At 71.1% G+C, this 19,083-nt stretch carries 20 protein-coding genes; 6 read left to right on the top strand and 14 right to left on the bottom strand.

Annotated elements, in window-relative coordinates:
• Positions 1-86: 86 nt before the first annotated feature.
• Together OG309_RS09040 and OG309_RS09045 are read right to left on the bottom strand one after the other, a co-directional pair.
• The gene (locus OG309_RS09040) at positions 87-647 is read right to left on the bottom strand and encodes a TetR/AcrR family transcriptional regulator (RefSeq protein ID WP_329419601.1); all 561 of its coding nucleotides are present in this window, start codon (positions 645-647) and stop codon (positions 87-89) included.
• Positions 647-967, bottom strand: coding sequence for a DMT family transporter (locus tag OG309_RS09045; RefSeq protein ID WP_329419602.1), 321 nt, complete (start codon positions 965-967; stop codon positions 647-649). Before OG309_RS09045 ends, OG309_RS09040 begins: the two co-directional genes overlap by 1 nt.
• Before the next feature lie 40 nt (positions 968-1,007).
• On the opposite strand from OG309_RS09045, the gene OG309_RS09050 reads away from it, so the two are divergent.
• Entirely contained in the window at positions 1,008-2,063 is a 1,056-nt protein-coding gene (locus OG309_RS09050; protein ID WP_329419603.1) for a DUF7847 domain-containing protein, read from the top strand.
• 69 nt (positions 2,064-2,132) lie between these two features.
• Here the strand turns inward: OG309_RS09050 and OG309_RS09055 are convergent, their stop codons facing one another.
• From OG309_RS09055 to OG309_RS09090, 8 genes are all read right to left on the bottom strand, one after another.
• Positions 2,133-2,471, bottom strand: coding sequence for a metal-sulfur cluster assembly factor (locus OG309_RS09055; RefSeq protein WP_046907888.1), 339 nt, complete (start codon positions 2,469-2,471; stop codon positions 2,133-2,135).
• On the bottom strand, positions 2,468-2,935 hold the full coding sequence (gene sufU, locus OG309_RS09060; protein WP_329419606.1) for a Fe-S cluster assembly sulfur transfer protein SufU: 468 nt from the start codon (positions 2,933-2,935) through the stop codon (positions 2,468-2,470). Before sufU ends, OG309_RS09055 begins: the two co-directional genes overlap by 4 nt.
• A gap of 10 nt (positions 2,936-2,945) precedes the next feature.
• The gene (locus OG309_RS09065; protein ID WP_329419607.1) at positions 2,946-4,214 is read right to left on the bottom strand and encodes a cysteine desulfurase; all 1,269 of its coding nucleotides are present in this window, start codon (positions 4,212-4,214) and stop codon (positions 2,946-2,948) included.
• On the bottom strand, positions 4,211-4,975 hold the full coding sequence (gene sufC / locus OG309_RS09070; protein WP_329419609.1) for a Fe-S cluster assembly ATPase SufC: 765 nt from the start codon (positions 4,973-4,975) through the stop codon (positions 4,211-4,213). The genes OG309_RS09065 and sufC overlap by 4 nt, the downstream gene beginning before the upstream one ends.
• A gap of 7 nt (positions 4,976-4,982) precedes the next feature.
• Complete coding sequence (locus OG309_RS09075; protein ID WP_329419611.1) at positions 4,983-5,300, bottom strand: bifunctional 3-phenylpropionate/cinnamic acid dioxygenase ferredoxin subunit; 318 nt, start codon at positions 5,298-5,300, stop codon at positions 4,983-4,985.
• Entirely contained in the window at positions 5,300-6,481 is a 1,182-nt protein-coding gene (gene sufD, locus OG309_RS09080; RefSeq protein WP_329419613.1) for a Fe-S cluster assembly protein SufD, read from the bottom strand. Before sufD ends, OG309_RS09075 begins: the two co-directional genes overlap by 1 nt.
• Positions 6,482-6,552: 71 nt before the next feature.
• Entirely contained in the window at positions 6,553-7,968 is a 1,416-nt protein-coding gene (gene sufB, locus OG309_RS09085; protein WP_329419615.1) for a Fe-S cluster assembly protein SufB, read from the bottom strand.
• Positions 7,965-8,702: a helix-turn-helix transcriptional regulator gene (locus tag OG309_RS09090; protein ID WP_329419617.1), complete on the bottom strand. Its 738-nt coding sequence runs from the start codon at positions 8,700-8,702 to the stop codon at positions 7,965-7,967. The genes sufB and OG309_RS09090 overlap by 4 nt, the downstream gene beginning before the upstream one ends.
• A 300-nt stretch (positions 8,703-9,002) precedes the next feature.
• Between OG309_RS09090 and OG309_RS09095 the strand changes: the two genes are divergently transcribed.
• The 3 genes from OG309_RS09095 to OG309_RS09105 all read left to right on the top strand — a co-directional run bounded on the left by OG309_RS09095 (position 9,003) and on the right by OG309_RS09105 (position 11,782).
• Positions 9,003-9,938: an ABC transporter ATP-binding protein gene (locus OG309_RS09095; protein ID WP_329419618.1), complete on the top strand. Its 936-nt coding sequence runs from the start codon at positions 9,003-9,005 to the stop codon at positions 9,936-9,938.
• The gene (locus tag OG309_RS09100) at positions 9,935-10,702 is read left to right on the top strand and encodes an ABC transporter permease (protein WP_329419620.1); all 768 of its coding nucleotides are present in this window, start codon (positions 9,935-9,937) and stop codon (positions 10,700-10,702) included. The genes OG309_RS09095 and OG309_RS09100 overlap by 4 nt, the downstream gene beginning before the upstream one ends.
• A 111-nt stretch (positions 10,703-10,813) precedes the next feature.
• Entirely contained in the window at positions 10,814-11,782 is a 969-nt protein-coding gene (locus OG309_RS09105) for a COX15/CtaA family protein (protein WP_329428226.1), read from the top strand.
• A gap of 102 nt (positions 11,783-11,884) precedes the next feature.
• On the opposite strand, the gene OG309_RS09110 is transcribed toward OG309_RS09105, so the two are convergent.
• The 4 genes from OG309_RS09110 to OG309_RS09125 form a co-directional block, all read right to left on the bottom strand.
• Positions 11,885-12,802, bottom strand: coding sequence for an Imm49 family immunity protein (locus OG309_RS09110; RefSeq protein ID WP_329419621.1), 918 nt, complete (start codon positions 12,800-12,802; stop codon positions 11,885-11,887).
• 89 nt (positions 12,803-12,891) lie between these two features.
• Positions 12,892-14,043: an amidohydrolase gene (locus OG309_RS09115; protein WP_329419623.1), complete on the bottom strand. Its 1,152-nt coding sequence runs from the start codon at positions 14,041-14,043 to the stop codon at positions 12,892-12,894.
• 76 nt (positions 14,044-14,119) lie between these two features.
• Positions 14,120-14,440, bottom strand: coding sequence for a hypothetical protein (locus OG309_RS09120; RefSeq protein ID WP_329419624.1), 321 nt, complete (start codon positions 14,438-14,440; stop codon positions 14,120-14,122).
• Between the two features lie 101 nt (positions 14,441-14,541).
• On the bottom strand, positions 14,542-15,489 hold the full coding sequence (locus OG309_RS09125) for a heme o synthase (RefSeq protein WP_329419625.1): 948 nt from the start codon (positions 15,487-15,489) through the stop codon (positions 14,542-14,544).
• 348 nt (positions 15,490-15,837) lie between these two features.
• On the opposite strand from OG309_RS09125, the gene tkt reads away from it, so the two are divergent.
• Both tkt and tal read left to right on the top strand, forming a co-directional pair.
• Positions 15,838-17,925 (top strand): transketolase, encoded by a 2,088-nt coding sequence (tkt, locus tag OG309_RS09130; protein ID WP_329419626.1) that lies wholly within the window; start codon positions 15,838-15,840, stop codon positions 17,923-17,925.
• Between the two features lie 36 nt (positions 17,926-17,961).
• Positions 17,962-19,080: a transaldolase gene (gene tal / locus OG309_RS09135; RefSeq protein ID WP_329419628.1), complete on the top strand. Its 1,119-nt coding sequence runs from the start codon at positions 17,962-17,964 to the stop codon at positions 19,078-19,080.
• Positions 19,081-19,083: the final 3 nt, after the last annotated feature.

The following is a 19,083-nucleotide window of genomic DNA, read 5'->3' on the forward strand; positions in this document are numbered from 1 at the left end:
CCCCGCGCGGGCCAACCGGTCTCAGGTGTCGGTCCGCTTCCCTGGCGGTTCGGACGAGTCCCCGGGCCGGGTCTTCGGTGCTTCGTTCAGCCCGTCCGGCGGCCGCCGCCCAGCACTCGGCCGAGCATCTCGCGGACGTACGCCTCGTCGTACCTGCCGTCGGTGAGCAGGACCTGGAGGCAGATGCCGTCCATGAGGGCGATGACGGCGCGGGCGGTGGCCGGGTCGGTGCGCGGGGCCAGGCAGGCGCTGACGTCCTCGGCCCATTCGGCGGCGACGGGCCGCAGGGCGGGGCGGCGCAGGGCGGCGAGATAGAGCTCGTACTCCAGCTCCACGCCGGTCCGTTCGCCGCCGAGCCACTCGCCGATGAGGCGGGCGAGGACGGCGGCGAGGTCGGCGGCCGGGTCGGCGAGGCCGGGGCTCTCGCGCAGCGCGCGCCCGAAGTTGGCGTTGGCGCGGCGCAGGGCGGCGACGAGGAGTTCGTCGAGGGAGGCGAAGTGGTACGTGGTGGAGCCGAGCGGCACGTCGGCCTCCGCGGCGACGGTGCGGTGGCTGAGGCCCGCGATGCCGCCGCGGCCGACCACGCGCAGGGCCGCGTCGACGATCCGGTCGCGCCGCTCGGGGTCGTACCGCCTGGGCCGGGGCATCAGTGCGCACCGCCCATGTTGAGGACGGCGACCCCGGCGACGATCAGCACGATGCCGGCGATCTTGGCGAGGTTCATGGGCTCGCCGAGGAAGAGCGCGCCGATCGCGGCGACGGCGGCGGTGCCGATGCCGGACCAGATCGCGTAGGCGGTGCCGACCTGGAGGGTCTTCAGCGCCTGGGCGAGGAGCGCGAAGGCGACGACGTAGCCGGCGCCGGTGATCAGTGAGGGCACCAGTCTCGAGAAGCCCTCGCTGTACTTCATGGAGGTGGTGGCGACGATCTCCGCCACTATGGCGCCCGCGAGCAGTCCGTATCCCATGTGTACGAGCGTACACAACGACGGAGGCTACGGTGTGCGCATGACATATCCCTCGGGGCCGTACGGATACGGATACGCTCCCCCACCGAAGCCCGGCGTCATACCCCTGGTGCCGCTGACCTTCGGGCAGATCCTGACCGGCGCGTTCAGCGCGTTCGGGCGCTACTGGAAGCCCCTGCTGGGCATCGCGACGATCGCCTACGGGGTGGCGACGGCGCTCGTCGGCGGCGCGATGGCGCTCGCCTGGAACGCCGTGGCGGACAACGTCGACCGGCTGTCCGGCCTCCCGCACGACCAGGACCCCGACCGCGCGGACATCCAGGCCCTGTTCGTCGCCTTCGTCGGCGTCTGGCTGACCGGCGCGCTCTGCCTGGTGCTGGCCAACGGCCTGGTCTACGCCGCCGTCCCGGTCGTCGCGCAGGAGGCGGTGCTCGGCCGCCCCGTCGGCTTCGCGGCCGTCTGGAGCCGCGCCTGGTCGCGACTCGGCGCGGTGCTGAGCTCGGTCTTCCTGTCGATGCTGGCCATGTTCGTGCCGGGGGTGCTCTTCGTGCTCGGCGCCGGCATGCTGATGTTCGGCATGATCGCGGGCATCGGCGCGTCCGGGAGCGACGAGGGCCTGGGCGCCTCGCTCGCCGGCATGCTGCTGCTCCTGGGCGCCCTGGCGACCGTCCCCCTGGCCCTCTGGCTCTGGGTGAAGTTCAGCCTGGCCCCCGCGGTCGCCGTCATCGAGGGCGCGGGCGCGGTGGGCGCGCTGCGCCGCTCCGCCGGCCTGGTGCGCGGCTCCTGGTGGCGGATCTTCGGCTGCACGATCGCCGCGGCGGCCATCGTGGCCGTGGTCGGCTGGGCGATCCAGCAGGTGTTCTCGATCCTCGCCTGGATCCCGATGTCGACGATGGACTTCGACGCCGAGGGCTCCCCCAGCGAGATCATCGCCTCGATGTCCGCCGTGATGGGCTTCGTCCTGGTCGGCAGCATCGCCTCCCAGGCCGTCCTGGCCCCCCTCCAGCCCCTGGTCTCCGCCCTGCTCTACGTGGACCAGCGCATGCGCCAGGAGAACCTGGGCCCGGTGCTGGCCCGGACGGCCGGACTGGTCTGAGACACGCAGCGAGGGCCGCACTCCCGGAGGAGTGCGGCCCTCGGCGCGTGAACGCGGCGGCGGCGTCGGTCAGACGTTGAACCCGAGCGCGCGCAGCTGCTCGCGGCCGTCGTCCGTGATCTTGTCCGGGCCCCACGGGGGCATCCAGACCCAGTTGATCTTCAGCTCGTTGACGATGCCGTCGGTGGCGGCCTTCGCCTGGTCCTCGATCACGTCGGTCAGCGGGCAGGCCGCCGACGTCAGGGTCATGTCCAGCGTCGCGACGTTCGAGTCGTCGATGTGGATGCCGTAGATGAGGCCCAGGTTGACCACGTCGATGCCCAGTTCGGGGTCGACGACGTCGTAGAGCGCCTCGCGGACTTCTTCTTCGGAGGCCGGCTTCATCGTGGCCTCAGCGTTCTCGGTCATGCCGACTTCCTCTCAGCGACACCGTCACCCAGGGCCTGGGCGGTCGCGTCCTTCCACGCCATCCAGCTGAGCAGCGCGCACTTCACCCGGGCCGGGTACTTCGAGACACCGGCGAACGCGACCGCGTCCTCCAGGATCTCCTCCATCGCGTCGTCCGGCTCGAGCTGACCCTTGGACTGCATCAGCTCCAGGAAGGTGCCCTGGATCTTCTGCGCCTCGGCCAGCTCCTTGCCGACGAGCAGCTCGTTGAGGACGGAGGCCGAGGCCTGGCTGATGGAGCAGCCCTGGCCCTCGTACGACACGTCCTCGATCCGCGAGCCGTCGTACTTCACGCGGAGCGTGATCTCGTCGCCGCAGGTCGGGTTGACGTGGTGCACCTCGGCGTCGCCGTCCCGCAGACCGCGCCCGTGCGGGTGCTTGTAGTGGTCCAGGATGACGTCCTGGTACATCGAATCCAGCTTCACGAGGCGTCCCCTAGCCGAAGAAGTTCCGTACGTGCTCCAGACCCGCGACCAGGGCGTCGACCTCGGCCGGGGTGGAGTACAGATAGAACGACGCTCGCGTGGTCGCGGGAATTCCGTACCGCAGGCAGACCGGCCGCGCGCAGTGGTGTCCGACCCGCACCGCGATGCCCTGCTCGTCGAGCACCTGGCCCACGTCGTGCGGGTGGATGTCGCCGAGCGTGAAGGAGATCGCCGCGCCGCGGTCCTCGGCCGTGGTGGGGCCGATGATCCGCAGGTCCGGAACCTCCTGGAGGCGGCGGACGGCGTACTCGGTGATCGCGTGCTCGTGGCGCGCGATGTTCTCCATGCCGATCGCCGACAGGTAGTCCACGGCCGCGCCGAGGCCGACGGCCTGGGCGATCGGGGGCGTACCCGCCTCGAACTTGTGCGGGGCCGGCGCGTAGGTGGAGGAGTGCATCGAGACGGTCTCGATCATCTCGCCGCCACCGAGGAACGGCGGCAGGTCCTCCAGGAGCTCCTGGCGTCCCCACAGCACGCCGATGCCGGTCGGGCCGCACATCTTGTGGCCGGTGAAGGCCACGAAGTCGGCCTGCAGCGCCTGCACGTCGAGCACCATGTGCGGGGCGGCCTGGGAGGCGTCGATGCAGACCAGCGCACCGACCTCCTGGGCCCGGCGGACGATGGCCTCGACCGGGTTGATCGTGCCGAGGAGGTTGGAGACCAGGGTGAAGGAGACCACCTTGGTCTTCTCGGTGATCAGCTCCTCGATGTCGGACAGGTCGAGCCTGCCGTCGTCGGTGAGCCCGAACCACTTCAGCTTCGCGCCGGTGCGCTGCCCCAGCAGCTGCCACGGGACGATGTTGGAGTGGTGCTCCATCTCCGTGATGACGATCTCGGTCTCGTGGTCCACGCGGTAGGGCTCGTCGGCCCAGCCCAGCATGTTGGCCACGAGGTTGAGCGACTCGGAGGCGTTCTTGGTGAAGATCACCTCGTCGCGGCTCGGCGCGTTGATGAAGGCGGCGACCTTGTCGCGGGCGCCCTCGTACAGCGCGGTGGCCTCCTCGGCGACCGTGTAGACACCGCGGTGGACGTTGGCGTTGTGCCGCTCGTAGTACGCGTTGAGAGCGTCGAGGACCTGGCGCGGCTTCTGCGAGGTGGCCGCGGAGTCCAGGTAGACGATCTTCTTGTCGTCGTGGACCAGACGATCCAGGAGCGGGAAGTCCTTGCGGATCGCCTCGGTGTCGAGGAGGCCGGTCAGGCCCGGATGGGCGGAAGTCACGCGGATGCGCCACCCTTCACGTACTTGTCGTAGCCCTCGTTCTCCAGCTGGTCGGCGAGCTCGGCGCCACCGGACTCGACGATGCGGCCGTTCGCGAAGACGTGCACGAAGTCGGGCTTGATGTAGCGGAGGATCCGCGTGTAGTGCGTGATCAGCAGGGTGCCGACCTCGCCGGTCTCGCGGACGCGGTTGACGCCCTCGGAGACGATGCGCAGCGCGTCGACGTCGAGGCCGGAGTCGGTCTCGTCGAGGATCGCGATCCTCGGCTTGAGCAGTTCGAGCTGGAGGATCTCGTGGCGCTTCTTCTCGCCGCCGGAGAAGCCCTCGTTGACGTTGCGCTCGGCGAAGGCCGGGTCCATCTGGAGCTGCTCCATCGCGGACTTGACCTCCTTCACCCAGGTGCGCAGCTTGGGCGCCTCGCCGCGGACGGCGGTGGCGGAGGTGCGCAGGAAGTTGGAGACCGAGACGCCGGGGACCTCGACCGGGTACTGCATGGCCAGGAAGACGCCGGCGCGGGCGCGCTCGTCGACCGACATCTCCAGGACGTCCTCACCGTCGAGGGTGACGGTGCCGCCGGTGATCGTGTACTTCGGGTGGCCGGCCAGCGAGTACGCCAGGGTCGACTTGCCGGAGCCGTTCGGGCCCATGACGGCGTGGGTCTCGCCCTGCTTGATGGTCAGGTCGACACCCTTGAGGATCTCGCGCGGACCGTTCTCGGCCTCGACGGAGACGTGCAGGTCGTGGATTTCAAGCGTTGCCATGGGTGACTCAGGACTCCTGGGTGACGGAGACGAGCACATCGTCCCCTTCGATCTTTACGGGGTATACGGGGACGGGGCGCGTCGCGGGGAGGCCGGACGGCTTGCCCGTGCGGAGGTCGAACGCGGAGCCGTGCAGCCAGCACTCGATCTGGCAGTCCTCCACCTCGCCCTCGGAGAGGGAGACGTTCGCGTGCGAGCAGATGTCGTGGATCGCGTACACCTCGCCCTCGGTGTGCACGACGGACACCGGCGTGCCGTCGAGTTCCACCCGCTTCGGGGTGTCCTCCTCCAGCTCGCTCAGCGCACAGGCGCGGACGAAGGCCATCAGACGGACGCCTCCAGCTCGGCCTCGATCTTGGCCAGCAGGCGCTCCTGGACGTCCGGCAGACCGATCTGCTGGACCAGCTCCGCGAAGAAGCCGCGGACGACGAGGCGGCGGGCCTCGGTCTCCGGGATGCCGCGGGACATCAGGTAGAAGAGCTGCTCGTCGTCGAAGCGACCGGTGGCGGAGGCGTGGCCGGCACCGGCGATCTCGCCGGTCTCGATCTCCAGGTTCGGCACCGAGTCGACGCGGGCACCGTCGGTGAGGACGAGGTTCCGGTTGAGCTCGTAGGTGTCGGTGCCCTCGGCCGCGGCCTCGATGAGGACGTCGCCGATCCAGACCGCGTGGGCGTCCTGGCCCTGCAGCGCGCCCTTGTAGGCCACGTTGGACTTGCAGTGCGGGACGTTGTGGGTGACCAGGAGGCGGTGCTCCTGGTGCTGCCCGGCGTCGGTGAAGTACAGGCCGAAGAGCTCGGCCTCGCCGCCGGGGGCCGTGTACGTCACGCGCGGGTGGATGCGCACGACGTCGCCGCCGAAGGTCACGACGACCGACTTGAAGGAGGCGTCGCGGCCGATCAGCGCGTTGTGCTGGGCGACGTGGACGGCCTTCTCGTCCCAGTCCTGGACGGAGACGACGGTCAGCTTGGCGCCGTCGCCGAGCACGTAGTCGACGTTGGCGGCGAGCACCGCGTCACCGGTGTGGTCGATGACCACGACGGCCTCGGCGAAGGCGCCGAGCTCGATCACCTGGTGGCCGAAGGCGGTCCCGCCCTGGCCGTGCACGGCGATGCGGATGGGCTCGGTGAGGACGGCCTCCTTGGCGACGGTGACGACCGAGGCCTTCTCGAAGGAGGTGTACGCCTGGGCGGCGACGCGGTCGACCGGCGTGCCGGCCTTGCCGAGGCGCGCGTCGTCGCGGCCCACGGTCTCCACGGTGACGCCTTCGGGGGCCTCGACGTCGACGCGGACGCCCTCGCCGGACACGACGGCGGTGCCGTCGTGCAGGCCGCGCAGGCGCTCCAGCGGAGTGAAGCGCCACTCCTCCTCGCGGCCGTGCGGGACGGGGAAGTCCGCCACGTCGAAGGACGGCGGGGCGCTCATGCGCGTGGCGACGGTGGACTCGGCGGCCACCGCGATGGAGCCCGCGGTGGTGGAGCCCGCGGGGATGTTCTGACCCTCAGCCATGGCTGTCGTCTTGCTCTCTTCCTGCGTACGTAAAGAAAATCGGTCGCTGCGTGGCGGTGCGGTGCGGGGCCTTAGCCGACCGCGCCTTCCATCTGCAGCTCGATCAGCCGGTTGAGCTCCAGCGCGTACTCCATCGGCAGCTCCTTCGCGATGGGCTCGACGAAGCCGCGGACGATCATGGCCATCGCCTCGAACTCGGTGAGGCCGCGGCTCATCAGGTAGAAGAGCTGGTCCTCGGAGACCTTGGAGACGGTGGCCTCGTGGCCCATGGAGACGTCGTCCTCGCGCACGTCCACGTAGGGGTACGTGTCCGAGCGGGAGATCGTGTCGACGAGCAGCGCGTCGCACAGGACGTTCGACTTGGAGCCCGGGGCGCCCTCGCCGATCTCGATGAGACCGCGGTAGGAGGTGCGGCCGCCGCCTCGCGCCACCGACTTGGAGACGATGTTGGAGGAGGTGTTCGGGGCCATGTGGACCATCTTGGCGCCGGCGTCCTGGTGCTGGCCCTCGCCCGCGAAGGCGATGGACAGGGTCTCGCCCTTGGCGTGCTCGCCCATCAGGTAGACGGCCGGGTACTTCATGGTGACCTTGGAGCCGATGTTGCCGTCGACCCACTCCATGGTGGCGCCCTCGTAGGCGACGGCGCGCTTGGTCACCAGGTTGTAGACGTTGTTCGACCAGTTCTGGATGGTCGTGTAGCGGCAGCGGCCGCCCTTCTTCACGATGATCTCGACGACGGCGCTGTGCAGCGAGTCGGAGGAGTAGATCGGGGCGGTGCAGCCCTCGACGTAGTGGACGTAGGCGTCCTCGTCGACGATGATCAGCGTCCGCTCGAACTGGCCCATGTTCTCCGTGTTGATACGGAAGTAGGCCTGGAGCGGGATCTCGACGTGCACGCCCTTCGGCACGTAGATGAACGATCCGCCGGACCACACGGCCGTGTTCAGCGAGGCGAACTTGTTGTCGCCGACCGGGATGACGGTGCCGAAGTACTCCTTGAAGAGCTCCTCGTGCTCCTTCAGCGCGGTGTCGGTGTCGACGAAGATGACGCCCTGCTCCTCCAGGTCCTCGCGGATCTGGTGGTAGACGACCTCGGACTCGTACTGGGCGGCGACACCGGCGACGAGGCGCTGCTTCTCCGCCTCCGGGATGCCCAGCTTGTCGTACGTGTTCTTGATGTCCTCCGGCAGGTCCTCCCAGGACTCGGCCTGCTTCTCGGTGGACCGCACGAAGTACTTGATGTTGTCGAAGTCGATGCCGGAGAGGTCGGAGCCCCAGGTCGGCATGGGCTTCTTGCCGAAGAGCCGCAGACCCTTGAGGCGCAGCTTCAGCATCCACTCGGGCTCGTTCTTCTTCGAGGAGATGTCGCGGACGACGTCCTCGTTGAGGCCGCGCTTGGCGGTGGCGCCGGCCGCGTCCGAGTCGGCCCAGCCGTACTCGTACCGACCCAGGCCCTCGAGCTCGGGGTGGCTGATCTCGGTGGTCATGCGGGGTTCCTCCCGGCCGTGCTTGCGGATGCTGATGACGAACTGGTCTGTGGGCCCTGGGGGCCGCCGTGCGGGATGAAGGTCGTGCAGACGCCGTCGCCGTGGGCGATGGTGGCCAGGCGCTGGACGTGGGTCCCGAGGAGGCGGGAGAAGATCTCCGTCTCCGCCTCGCACAGCTGGGGGTACTGCTCGGCGACGTGCGCGACCGGGCAGTGGTGCTGGCAGAGCTGCTCGCCGACCGGCGCGTGACGCGCAGTGGCAGCGTACCCGTCGGCGGTCAGCGCCTTGGCGAGCGCCTCGGTGCGTTCCTGCGGGTCGGCGGATTCGACGGCCTCGCGGTACGACTCGGCCTGGGCCTCGATCCGGTCGCGGGCGAAGGCGGCGACGGCCGCCTCTCCCCCGGCGTTGCGCTCGATCCAGCGGAGCGCCTCGACCGCCAGGGAGTCGTACGACTGGTCGAAGGCGTCGCGGCCGCAGTCGGTGAGTGCGAAGACCTTCGCGGGGCGGCCGCGGGTGCGGGTCCCGTAGACGCGCTTCTCGCGGGCCTCGACGACGGAGTCCGCGACCAGCGAGTCGAGGTGGCGGCGGACGGCGGCCTGGGTGAGACCGAGCCGCTCGGCGAGATCGGCGACGGTCGAGGGCCCGTGATCCAGGATCGACCGCGCGACCCGGTTGCGCGTGGAACGCTCTCGGGTCGCGAGTTCCTCCACCGGAGCCGCGCCAACGTTTTTCACAACGCCATTGTTGCGTAATTAATCGGGGAGTGACAAGCCGCGCCCGGAGCGATCACGGTGCCGTGCATCACTCAGGTAAGGCTTACCTGACCTGCGGAAATGATCATTCGTAGGACGTTTCCGGCCGGTCCGGTGAACCAGTACGAGCCTCCCACCAGCACTCCTCCGCCCACGACGTGCACGTGCGGGGGCGGTGGAGAGCCGCGCGCCCGTGGACGTCACGATCGTCAGCGCGATCGGGACTCAGGGACCCGGGCCCCGCGCCGGGGGGACCTTCGCCCCCTCTCTAGACTTCCCGGCATGCGAAACGAGTCCGTCGAGTCCGCCGTCCGGGTCCGGGGCCTGGTCAAGCGGTACGGGACGAAGACCGCCGTCGACGGCCTCGACCTCGACGTCCGGACCGGCACCGTCACCGCCGTCCTCGGCCCCAACGGCGCCGGCAAGACCACCACCGTCGAGACCTGCGAGGGCTACCGGAGGCCGGACGCCGGCACCGTGCGCGTCCTCGGCCTCGACCCGGTCGCCGACGCCTCGGCGCTGCGCCCCCGGATCGGCGTGATGCTCCAGTCCGGCGGCGTCTACTCCGGCGCCCGCGCCGACGAGATGCTGCGCCACATGGCGAAGCTGCACGCGCACCCGCTGGACGTGGACGCCCTGATCGAGCGCCTCGGCCTCGGCTCCTGCGGCCGGACGGCCTACCGTCGCCTCTCCGGCGGTCAGCAGCAGCGCCTGTCGCTCGCCATGGCCGTGGTGGGCCGCCCCGAGCTGGTCTTCCTCGACGAGCCGACCGCCGGACTCGACCCGCAGGCCCGCCGCGCCACCTGGGAGCTGGTCCGCGAGCTGCGGGCCGACGGCGTGACCGTCGTGCTCACCACCCACTTCATGAACGAGGCGGAGGAGCTCGCCGACGACGTCGCCATCATCGACGCCGGCCGGGTCGCCGCCCAGGGAAGCCCCGAAGAGCTGTGCCGCGGCGGCGCGGAGAACACCCTGCGCTTCACCGGCCGCCCCGGCCTCGACCTCGGCTCGCTCCTGAAGGCGCTGCCGGACGGCACCGCGGCGGCCGAGCCGACCCCGGGCACGTACCGGCTCACCGGCACGGTCGACCCGCAGCTGCTCGCCACCGTCACCAGCTGGTGCGCGCAGCACGGCGTGATGCCGGACCGGATCTCGGTCGAGCGGCACACCCTCGAAGACGTCTTCCTCGAACTGACCGGCAAGGAGCTGCGCGGATGAGCACGGGTACGTACGCGCCGAAGCCGGGGGCGGCGCCCGTCGGCCGGATGATCGCCGCGCAGACCGCGCTGGAGACCCGGATGCTGCTGCGCAACGGCGAGCAGCTCCTCCTCACGGTGATCATCCCCTCCCTCCTGCTCGTGCTCTTCTCGACGGTGGACATCGTCGACACGGGCACGGACAAGGCCGTCGACTTCCTCGCCCCGGGCGTCCTCGCGCTCGCCGTGATGTCCACCGCCTTCACCGGGCAGGCCATCGCGACCGGCTTCGAGCGCCGCTACGGGGTGCTCAAGCGGCTCGGCGCCTCGCCGCTGCCGCGCTGGGCGCTGATGACCGCCAAGACGCTGTCGGTGCTGGTCACCGAGGTGCTCCAGGTGGCGCTCCTGACGGCGATCGCACTGGGGCTCGGCTGGTCTCCACAGGGCGACCCGTTCTCCGTCCTGGTGCTGCTCGTCCTCGGCACCGCGGCCTTCTCGGGGCTCGGCCTGCTGATGGCCGGCACCCTGAAGGCGGAGGCGACGCTGGCCGCGGCGAACCTGGTCTTCCTGCTGCTCCTGGTGGGCGGCGGGGTGATCGTGCCGCTGGACCGCTTCCCGGAGGCGGCCCGCTCGGTCCTGGAGCTGCTGCCCATCTCGGCACTCTCCGACGGTCTGCGGGACGTGCTGCAGGGCGGGGCGGCGCTGCCCTGGGGCGACGCGCTGATCCTCGCCGTCTGGGCGGTGCTGGGGCTCGGTGCGGCGGCGCGTCTCTTCCGCTGGGAGTGAGCCGGCGGCAGGGTCCGCGGGGGCGTCGGAGGGTGAGCGTCCGGTGACGTTTCGCGGCGCAAAAGCCCGTAACGCACCCCTCGTGAAAACGCGCACAAGCCCGTGCCTACGATAGGGCCCGTGCAGACCCCCCTCGCCTTCATCGCCCAGCGCTGGACCCCGTCCCCCCGGACGCTCCGGCGCGCCGCGCTCTCCGCCGTCGTGATGAGCGTGGTCATCATCGTCACCGGCGGCGCGGTCCGGCTGACCGGCTCCGGTCTCGGCTGCGACACCTGGCCCAAGTGCACGGACGACAGCCTCATCGTCACCGCCGAGCAGGGCTTCCACGGCTTCGTGGAGTTCGGCAACCGCATGCTGACCTACGTCCTGTCGGCGGCCGTCGGCTGGGCGATCATCGCCGCCCGCTCCGCCAAGCCGCGGCGGCGCGGACTCACCCGGCTCGGCTGGGCCCAGTTCTGGATCGTGATGAGCAACGCCGTCATCGGCGGCATCACGGTGTGGATGGGCCTCAACCCGTGGACGGTCGCCGGACACTTCCTCGCCGCGAACTCGCTCCTCACCGTGGCCGTCATCACCTGGCACCGCACCGGCGAGGGCGACGGCACCCCGAAGCCGCGCGTCCCGGGCCCGGTGCGCAAGCTGTCCTGGGCGATCGTCGTCGTCTCCGCGCTGCTCATCGCGCTCGGCACCACGGTGACGGGCGCCGGCAAGCACGCCGGCGACTCCAGCGACGTGCCGCGCATGCCGTGGGACTGGACGGACGCGGCCCACGTCCACGCCGTCGCCGCCTGGGTGGTCTGCGCCCTGGCCGTCGCGATGTGGCTGGTCCTGCGCGTGGTGGACGCCCCCGACGACACCCGGGCGCGCGCCCGCGACCTGCTGATCGTGCTGCTCGCCCAGGGCGGCGTCGGCTACGTCCAGTACTTCACCGGCGTCCCCGAGGTCATGGTCGCCGCGCACATGCTCGGCTCCTCGCTGATGTGGATCGCGGTCCTGCGACTCGCCCTGAGCCTGCGCGAGCGCCCGGTGGCCACGGCCCCGGTCCCGGCCCGGCCGGACGCGGAACTCACCAGCGCCTGAGCCCGGAGGCGTCCCGGTCCGGCCGGACGAGCCCGGGTCCTCGCCCCGGGGCCGACCGACGGCCCCGGGCCTGACCCGCGCGGTCCGGCCGTCCCCGCCCCGTCACCCGACGGTCTCCCGCGCCGGCTCCGTCAGCAGCGCGCCGGGCAGGTAGCCGGAGCGCACGCCCGGTGCCCAGCCGTGCGCCTGGCGGGCGAGGGCGGCCAGGGCCGCCGTCCGGACCGGCAGCAGGCTCCTGGGGGCCGCGTCCCCGGCCGCCTCCGCGCTCGCGCGATGCGCGTCGAGGCGGTCCGCGAGGGCCCGGTCGAAGGCGTCCCGGTCGGCGTCGAGGAGCACCCGCAGCAGTCGCTGGTCGGGGTCGAGCTCACCCGCCCCGTCGAGCGCCCGGGCCAGCGCCGCGCGCTGCTCGGCATCCGGCAGCCGGAGCGGCACGGGCTGCCAGGACTGGTCCGCGCTCAGATAGGCGCAGAGGGCGTCCATCTCCGCGAGCTCGGCCGGCCGGGACACCGGGTCGAACCGCGAGTACGGGACTCCGGAGCGGATCGCGGGCGCGTAGTCCGCGTGGAGCAGCGGTCCGACCACCCGCCGCGGCGTCCAGAGCGCCCCGCCGAGCAGGCAGAGCGCGAAGGTCTCGGTCCAGGTCCGCGCGGTGGGCACCTCGTGCGCCGCGTCCCAGCTCTCGTCGAACAGCTGCTCGTCGCTGCTGAGCGTCTCGTCGACGAGGGGGAAGAGGACGTCCCAGTCCCCCTCGGGGAAGCAGCCGAGCCCGAGCGCTCCGATGGCGCACTCGGCCGCGGTGCGCAGCGCCTGGCGCGGGTCCGTCCCGTCGGGCCCGGGGCCCGCCACGGAGCACGCCCCGACGTAGTCGAGGAGCTCGTCCCGCGCCTTCGCCAGGCCGCTCAGCGACACACCGCCGCCGTAGCGGAAGTCGTGCCAGTGTCCGAAGGTCCGGCTGCGGATGCCCTCCAGGGCCCGCTCGATCCGCTCTCCGTCGATCTCGTGGCTCGTCACGTCCCGCACGGCTTCGCCGCCTCCCCCATGATCCATTCGCTTGGACCCGAAGCTATCAGCGGCCGCTGACAGCGCCCCGGCCGGTCCGGGGCGCCCGTTCACGCCAGCCGGTACACCCGCCGCGCGTTGCCCGCCGCGAGCATGGCGGCGACCCGCTGCGCGTCCGTCCGGGACCAGGCGCCGTCGCCGACCCACTCGCCCAGGACCCGGGCGAGGGCGCCCCGGAAGATGCTCGCCGCGACGACGTGCAGCTCCGGCAGTCCGCGGGCGCCGCTGGAGAAGAGCAGCTTGCCGAAGGGGGCGAGCTCCAGGAACTCGGCGAGCAGGCCCGCCGCGCGGGCGCCGGTGCGCGCGACGACCGGGCCGAGGTCCGCGTAGACGTGCGGGAAGTGCCCGGCGAGCCGGGCCGCCTGCCGGTGGTGCGGATAGCCGTGCAGCAGCACCAGGTCCGTGCCGAGGCCCGCGGTGGCCGTCGCGAAGGCGGCGAGACCGCTCGGGTCCCGCTCCCCCACGTACAGCTGGAGGGGCCGCCCGGAGCCGACCGCGATCCACAGCAGGTGGCGCAGCAGCACGGGGTCGTCGAGGGCCTCGCCCGCCCTGCGCCGGGCCAGCCAGCGGCCGGCGGCCCCGCGCACCTCGCCCGGCCAGGGCGGCTCCGGCGCGGCCGTGAGGCCGCCGCGCAGGGCGGCGGCGGAGAGGAAGGCGACGGCGCCCGCGGCGGCCCCGCGCACGGCCTCGGCGAGGTTGGCGAGAAAGGAGTCGACGGTGCCGGAGGTGTCGGCGACCTGCTGGGCGAGGAGCTCCAGGCGGACGATCTCGTGCGCCGCGGCGGCCCCGGTGGCGGCGAGCTCGGCGGGGCCGGTGAGGTCGGCGGGGGCGTGGCGGTCGGCGGGGCCGTAGAGGTCGCCGGGGAGCCCGGTGTCGACCAGGTAGGCGTCGATCCCGGAGGCCCTCAGCAGACGCCGGCCCGACTCCACGACGCCGAGTTCACGGCGCCGGGCGAGGTAGCGGGCCGGCGGGCAGTGCGGTTCGAGGCCGAGGAGCGGCGGGCACCAGCGCCGTACCGCGAAGCCCGTCTGGGTGTCGAAGAAGGTGGTGCCGGCCGCCGGGAGCGAGGGCGGCACCCCCTGGTGCCCGGAGCGGGTCATGGGGGGCGCCGGCGCGAGGTGCGTCTCGAAGGTGCCGAGGCCGAGCTCCGTACGGAGCACCCCGTGGCAGTACTGGTCCACCAGGCTCGGAGGGTCGATCATTCGGGGGCTCCCACGTCGGACGGGTTTCCACCCCTCCTAACGGGTGAGCCCCGCGTGAGGTTGTCGCCTCACGGCGTCAGCTGTTCGCCGGGCCGCCGATCTGGATACCCGCCATCCGGGTCCACTCGTACGGGCCCGTGACGACCTTGGCGGCGAACTCGCCGTCGAACTCGTCGTGCAGGGTGAGGCCGGCCTTCTCGGCCGCCAGCCGGGCGGTCTCGTACGTGGGGGCCACCAGGTCGCCCCAGCCGCCGTCCTCGCCGACGAGGACGATGCGGGTCCCCGCCTGGCCGATGTGGGCGAGCTGGCCCTCGGCGCCGCCGTGCTTCCCGGCGAACGCCTGGATCTCCTTGGCCAGCTTGGCCGCCCTGCGCTCCGCCTGCTTCGTGTCTGCCATGGCAAGGATGCTACTCGCGGGTAGATCAACTGGCGACGGCCGGGGCACGTGGCGTGGGCCACGCACCCCGGCCGTCCGCCGGAGCGATGCGAGAAGGCGTCTCAGCGCAGGAAGGGGTCCACCGCGACCGCCACGAAGAGCAGCGACACATAGGTGATGGACCAGTGGAAGAGGCGCATCTCCTTCAGCTTGGCGCCCTGGGCGCCCGCCTTGGCCCGGTGGAGCAGGGCGTGGGCCTCCCAGAGCCACCAGCCGCCGGTGGCCAGCGCCACGGCCGTGTAGAACCAGCCGGTGTAGCCCAGCGGGGTCAGCAGCAGGGAGACCGCGACCATGATCCAGCTGTAGAGCACGATCTGCTTGGCGACCACCTTGTTGGAGGCGAGCACCGGCAGCATGGGCACGCCCGCGCGGGCGTAGTCGTCCTTCACCTTCATCGACAGCGGCCAGTAGTGCGGCGGCGTCCAGAAGAAGATGACGAGGAAGAGGATGACCGCGGCCCACGACATCGAGTTCGTGACGGCCGACCAGCCGATGAGCACCGGCAGGCAGCCGGCGATGCCGCCCCAGACGATGTTCTGGGCGGTGCGCCTCTTGAGGATCATCGTGTAGACCACGACGTAGAAGAGGAGCGCGCCGAGCGAGAGGGCGGCGGACAGCCAGTTGACGAGCAGGCCGAACCAGAGCGTGGAGATCACGGCCAGGCTGAGCCCGAAGACCAGGCCCTCACGCGGGGTGAGCACACCGGTCACGAGCGGCCGCTGGGACGTGCGGTCCATCAGGGCGTCGATGTCGCGGTCGATGTACATGTTCAGCGCGTTGGCGCCGCCCGCCGACAGGTATCCGCCGAAACAGGTGGCGAGTACCAGCCACAGATCCGGCACGCCCTGCTCGGCGAGGAACATCACCGGAACCGTGGTGATGAGCAGCAGTTCGATGATCCGCGGCTTGGTCAGCGCCACGAATGCCTTGACGCGAGCCCCGAACGGCCGATGGCCCCCCGGGCTGGGAGTCAAGACGACCCCTGCGGGTCGGGACTCGACGGCCGTCACGCACACCCCTGACAGAGAAATTCCCAGCAAGCTCCCCGGATGAAGACGGGGTGAAGACTTGCGCGTACCACGCCACTCTAGACGTTGCCCATACGCCGATCTTCGCGGGGGTGGGTCGTGTTGGCGGGACCCTCGCGCGGCTGTGACAGGGGCACGTCCCAAGGGGTGGGACACGCCTGTGTCCGGCTCGGGAGGCGAAGTCCCGCAAGCCCCGGCAGTCTTTGCTGTGAGCGCACATATGAGCGGCATGAACACGAAAAGAGGGACGAATTCCGGGGGTAGGCTCGACACCGCCGGGACACCCTCAGTCACCGGCTACAGACATGCGGAGAGGAGCCCTGACTCAGGGTGAGCACTAAGCCGACGACCACAGACCTCGAGTGGACCGAACTGGACCAGCGGGCCGTGGACACCGCCCGCATCCTTGCCGCCGACGCCGTGCAGAAGGTAGGCAACGGCCATCCCGGTACGGCGATGAGCCTCGCGCCCGCCGCGTACACCCTCTTCCAGAAGGTGATGCGGCACGACCCGGCCGACCCGGAGTGGGTGGGCCGTGACCGCTTCGTGCTCTCCGCCGGGCACTCGTCCCTGACCCTCTACACCCAGCTGTACCTGGGCGGCTTCGGTCTCGAGCTCGACGACCTGAAGACGTTCCGCACCTGGGGCTCCAAGACTCCGGGTCACCCGGAGTACGGCCACACGGCCGGTGTGGAGACGACCACCGGCCCGCTGGGCCAGGGTGTCGCCAACGCCGTGGGCATGGCCATGGCGGCGCGCTACGAGCGCGGCCTGTTCGACCCGGAGGCCGCCCAGGGCGCCTCTCCGTTCGATCACCACATCTACGTGATCGCCGGCGACGGCTGCCTCCAGGAGGGCATCTCCGCCGAGGCCTCCTCGCTCGCCGGGCACCAGAAGCTGGGCAACCTGATCCTGCTGTGGGACGACAACCACATCTCGATCGAGGGCGACACCGAGACCGCCGTGTCCGAGGACACGATGAAGCGGTACGAGGCCTACGGCTGGCACGTCCAGCGCGTGGAGCCGCAGGCCAACGGCGACCTGGACCCGGCCGCCCTGTACGCCGCGGTCAAGGCCGCCGAGGCCGAGACCGAGCGCCCCTCCTTCATCGCGATGCGCTCGATCATCGCGTGGCCGGCGCCGAACGCCCAGAACACCGAGGCCGCGCACGGCTCGGCCCTCGGCGACGAGGAGATCGCGGCCACCAAGCGCGTTCTCGGCTTCGACCCGGAGCAGACCTTCGAGGTCTCCGACGAGGTCATCGCGCACACCCGCTCCCTGGGCGACCGCGGCCGCGAGGCCCGCGCCGCCTGGGAGAAGTCGCTGGCCGAGTGGCGTACCGCCAACGCGGACCGGGCGGCCGAGTTCGACCGCATCGAGGCCAACGAGCTGCCCGCGGGCTGGGAGGACAAGCTCCCGGTCTTCGAGGCGGGCCAGGGCGTCGCGACGCGTGCCGCGTCCGGCAAGGTGCTGCAGGCGCTCGGCGCGGTGATCCCGGAGCTGTGGGGCGGCTCGGCCGACCTCGCCGGCTCCAACAACACCACGATCGACAAGACGTCCTCCTTCCTCCCGGAGGGCAACCCGCTCCCCGAGGCGGACCGGTACGGCCGGACGATCCACTTCGGCATCCGCGAGCACTCCATGGCCGCGGAGATGAACGGCATCGCCCTGCACGGCAACACGCGCATCTACGGCGGCACCTTCCTGGTGTTCTCCGACTACATGCGCAACGCCGTGCGGCTGTCGGCGCTGATGCACCTGCCGGTGACGTACGTCTGGACGCACGACTCGATCGGCCTCGGCGAGGACGGTCCGACCCACCAGCCGGTGGAGCACCTGGCCTCGCTGCGCGCCATCCCGGGTCTGAACGTCGTCCGCCCGGCCGACGCCAACGAGACGGCGATCGCCTGGCGCGAGATCATGAAGCGTCACACCAAGGTGTTCGGCAAGGGCGCCCCGCACGGTCTGGCCCTCACCCGCCAGGGCGTGCCGACGTACGCGCCGAACGAGGACGCGGCCAAGGGCGGCTACGTGCTGTTCGAGGCCGAGGGCGGCGAGGCTCAGCTGGTGCTGATCGCGACCGGTTCCGAGGTGCACCTGGCCGTCGAGGCCCGGGAGCAGCTGCAGGCCGCCGGCGTCCCGACCCGCGTGGTCTCGATGCCGTCGGTGGAGTGGTTCGAGGAGCAGGAGCAGGCGTACAAGGACTCGGTCCTGCCGCCGGCCGTGACGGCGCGTGTCGCGGTCGAGGCCGGGATCGGCCTGACCTGGCACAAGTACGTCGGCGACGCAGGCCGGATCGTCTCGCTGGAGCACTTCGGTGCCTCGGCCGACGCGAAGGTGCTGTTCCGCGAGTTCGGCTTCACGCCGGAGGCGATCGTCGCCGCCGCGCGGGAATCCCTCGCCGCCGCCGCGCGCTGACGCCCATACGTACGACTTAATGGAGATGCAATTCCCATGACAGACGCTCTCAAGCGCCTCTCCGACGAAGGCGTCGCGATCTGGCTGGACGACCTCTCGCGCAAGCGGATCACGTCCGGCAACCTGGCCGAGCTCATCGACCAGAGCCATGTGGTGGGTGTGACCACCAACCCGTCCATCTTCCAGAAGGCGATCACCTCGGGCGACGGTTACGAGCAGCAGCTCGTCGACCTGGCCGTCCGCAAGGTGACGGTGGACGAGGCCATCCGGATGATCACGACGGCCGACGTGAGGGACGCCGCCGACATCCTGCGCCCCGTCTTCGACGCGACCGAGGGCCAGGACGGCCGGGTCTCCATCGAGGTCGACCCGCGCCTGGCCCACCAGACGGCTCCCACCGTCGCCGAGGCCAAGCAGCTGGCCTGGCTGGTGGACCGCCCCAACACCCTCATCAAGATCCCGGCCACCAAGGCGGGTCTGCCGGCGATCACCGAGGTCATCGGCCTCGGCATCAGCGTCAACGTGACGCTGATCTTCTCGCTGGAGCGCTACCGCGAGGTCATGGACGCCTACCTGGCGGGCCTGGAGAAGGCCCGTGAGCGCGGCCTGGACCTCTCGAAGATCCACTCCGTGGCGTCCTTCTTCGTGTCCCGCGTGGACACCGAGATCGACAAGCGCCTCGACGTCCTCGGCACCGACGAGGCCAAGGCCCTCAAGGGCAAGTCCGCCCTGGCCAACGCGCGTCTCGCCTACGAGGCGTACGAGGAGGTCTTCGGCTCCGAGCGCTGGGCCGCCCTCGACAAGGCGCACGCCAACAAGCAGCGCCCGCTGTGGGCCTCGACCGGCGTCAAGGACCCGGCGTACAAGGACACCCTGTACGTGGACGACCTGGTCGCCCCCGGCACGGTGAACACGATGCCGGAGGCCACCCTGGAGGCCACCGCCGACCACGGCGCGATCGTGGGCGACACGATCCGGGGCACCTACGAGGAGTCCCGCTCGGTCCTCGCCGCCGTGGCGAAGCTGGGCATCTCCTACGACGAGGTCGTCCAGCTCCTCGAGGACGAGGGCGTCGACAAGTTCGAGGCCGCCTGGAACGACCTGCTCAAGTCGACCGAGGCGGAGCTCGCCCGCCGCGCACCTTCGGAGGCGTAATCA

This window comes from Streptomyces sp. NBC_01268 (assembly GCF_036240795.1).
Classification (GTDB): Bacteria; Actinomycetota; Actinomycetes; order Streptomycetales; family Streptomycetaceae; genus Streptomyces.

Bases quoted from the DNA above. Each gene is read 5' to 3' on its own strand.
- OG309_RS09075 (WP_329419611.1), bottom strand. From the start codon at position 5,300: ATGGCCTTCGTCCGCGCCTGTGCGCTGAGCGAGCTGGAGGAGGACACC.
- sufD (WP_329419613.1), bottom strand. From the start codon at position 6,481: ATGGCTGAGGGTCAGAACATCCCCGCGGGCTCCACCACCGCGGGCTCC.
- OG309_RS09115 (WP_329419623.1), bottom strand. From the start codon at position 14,043: ATGATCGACCCTCCGAGCCTGGTGGACCAGTACTGCCACGGGGTGCTC.
- OG309_RS09095 (WP_329419618.1), top strand. From the start codon at position 9,003: ATGCGAAACGAGTCCGTCGAGTCCGCCGTCCGGGTCCGGGGCCTGGTC.
- sufC (WP_329419609.1), bottom strand. From the start codon at position 4,975: ATGGCAACGCTTGAAATCCACGACCTGCACGTCTCCGTCGAGGCCGAG.
- OG309_RS09100 (WP_329419620.1), top strand. From the start codon at position 9,935: ATGAGCACGGGTACGTACGCGCCGAAGCCGGGGGCGGCGCCCGTCGGC.
- OG309_RS09045 (WP_329419602.1), bottom strand. From the start codon at position 967: ATGGGATACGGACTGCTCGCGGGCGCCATAGTGGCGGAGATCGTCGCC.
- OG309_RS09120 (WP_329419624.1), bottom strand. From the start codon at position 14,440: ATGGCAGACACGAAGCAGGCGGAGCGCAGGGCGGCCAAGCTGGCCAAG.
- OG309_RS09040 (WP_329419601.1), bottom strand. From the start codon at position 647: ATGCCCCGGCCCAGGCGGTACGACCCCGAGCGGCGCGACCGGATCGTC.
- sufB (WP_329419615.1), bottom strand. From the start codon at position 7,968: ATGACCACCGAGATCAGCCACCCCGAGCTCGAGGGCCTGGGTCGGTAC.
- OG309_RS09055 (WP_046907888.1), bottom strand. From the start codon at position 2,471: ATGACCGAGAACGCTGAGGCCACGATGAAGCCGGCCTCCGAAGAAGAA.
- OG309_RS09050 (WP_329419603.1), top strand. From the start codon at position 1,008: ATGACATATCCCTCGGGGCCGTACGGATACGGATACGCTCCCCCACCG.
- tal (WP_329419628.1), top strand. From the start codon at position 17,962: ATGACAGACGCTCTCAAGCGCCTCTCCGACGAAGGCGTCGCGATCTGG.